Genomic DNA, 1,170 nt, shown 5'->3' with positions numbered 1-1,170 from the left:
GTCCTGTAAAGCACGGTACCCAGCAGCCCGGTTACCGCTGCTGCCACGATCGCGCCGACGAGCCAGGCGCTTGGCCCTCCGATTTGGGGTGCAAGCGTGGCGACGCAAAAATACGTCACGTAGGCGCCGATCATGAAGAACTCGCCGTGCGCGAAGTTGATGATCCGCATCACCCCGAACACCAATGCCAGCCCCAGGGCGAAGCAAAGGTAGAACGACGTAAGCGAGAGACAATTCAGGACGATTTGCATGAGCGTCGACCACCTCTGCGGCGTAGAAGTGGTCGCATCAGCGCGACCACTCCTACGCTGGGGTTTCTACTTGTTGGCCGAAACCTGACCGCCCTGTGCGAGGACTGGGAGCGCCGCGTCCTTGTTCGCGTTCCACCATTTGGCAACGTCGACCACCGCATCCACCTTCACGCCACCTTTGTCGTCAGTCACGTAGACTGGCAGTGGGGTGAGCAGCCAATTGTTGGCCCCATACATTTCTGCACCACCCCAGTGAGACTTGCCGAACAGAGGCTGGTCAACCGTATCAGTCGCAAACAGCGCCTGTCTGACTGCATCTCCAGTGGGAGCAGCTGCCTTCTGAATGCCCGCTTCCACAGTCGTCATAGCCGCGTAGGCCACCGAGGCCAGCACTGACCATTCTTTTTGACCGTACTTTTCGACATACGACTTGTAGAACTTCGAGACGCGAGGGCTGAAGCTCTGCTCAGAGGCATCAACCACGTATGCGCTGAAAACGCGACCTGAGAGCTGGGCGGCAGGAACACGCTCGGTAACAAGGCCCATTGTCCAGCCCTCGCTACCATAGAGCCCCTTGTATCCAAGCTGCTCCATGGCTTCGATGAACAGTGCCTGCTGTCCCGGCGTGAACCCGAGTTCGACGACTAGGTCAGGGCTGGACGCAAAAATCGGCGTTGCAAGCCCGAGCATGTCGGATGTCGATGCTGGATCATATGGCTGGGAGTAGACGATCTCGACGCGCTTGGCGTAGGGAGTGATACCTGCCTTGTAGTAGGCTAGCGCAGCCTGGCCAAACGAATGATCCGCCGTCACGATGGCGACTTTCTTGATGTGGGGCCGGGTCTCAAGAAGGTGGCTGACCAAGAACATATACGAGCCCGGCGAACCAGTCACCGATCCGATCAGGAAGGGATACTTG

At 58.5% G+C, this 1,170-nt stretch carries 1 protein-coding gene and 1 pseudogene; both read right to left on the bottom strand.

What is annotated here, in order from left to right; translation table 11 throughout:
* A pseudogene (locus EOA24_RS38680) lies at positions 1-251 on the bottom strand (branched-chain amino acid ABC transporter permease); the annotation flags it as partial.
* Between the two features lie 66 nt (positions 252-317).
* Positions 318-1,170: ABC transporter substrate-binding protein (locus EOA24_RS38675; RefSeq protein ID WP_127410864.1), on the bottom strand; the 853-nt coding region annotated here is incomplete at its 5' end.

Source organism: Mesorhizobium sp. M2A.F.Ca.ET.039.01.1.1 (assembly GCF_003998035.1).
Taxonomy (GTDB): Bacteria; Pseudomonadota; Alphaproteobacteria; order Rhizobiales; family Rhizobiaceae; genus Mesorhizobium.
The sequence above is the reverse complement of the archived record's forward strand: the minus strand, read 5'-3'. Positions and strand labels throughout refer to the sequence as shown.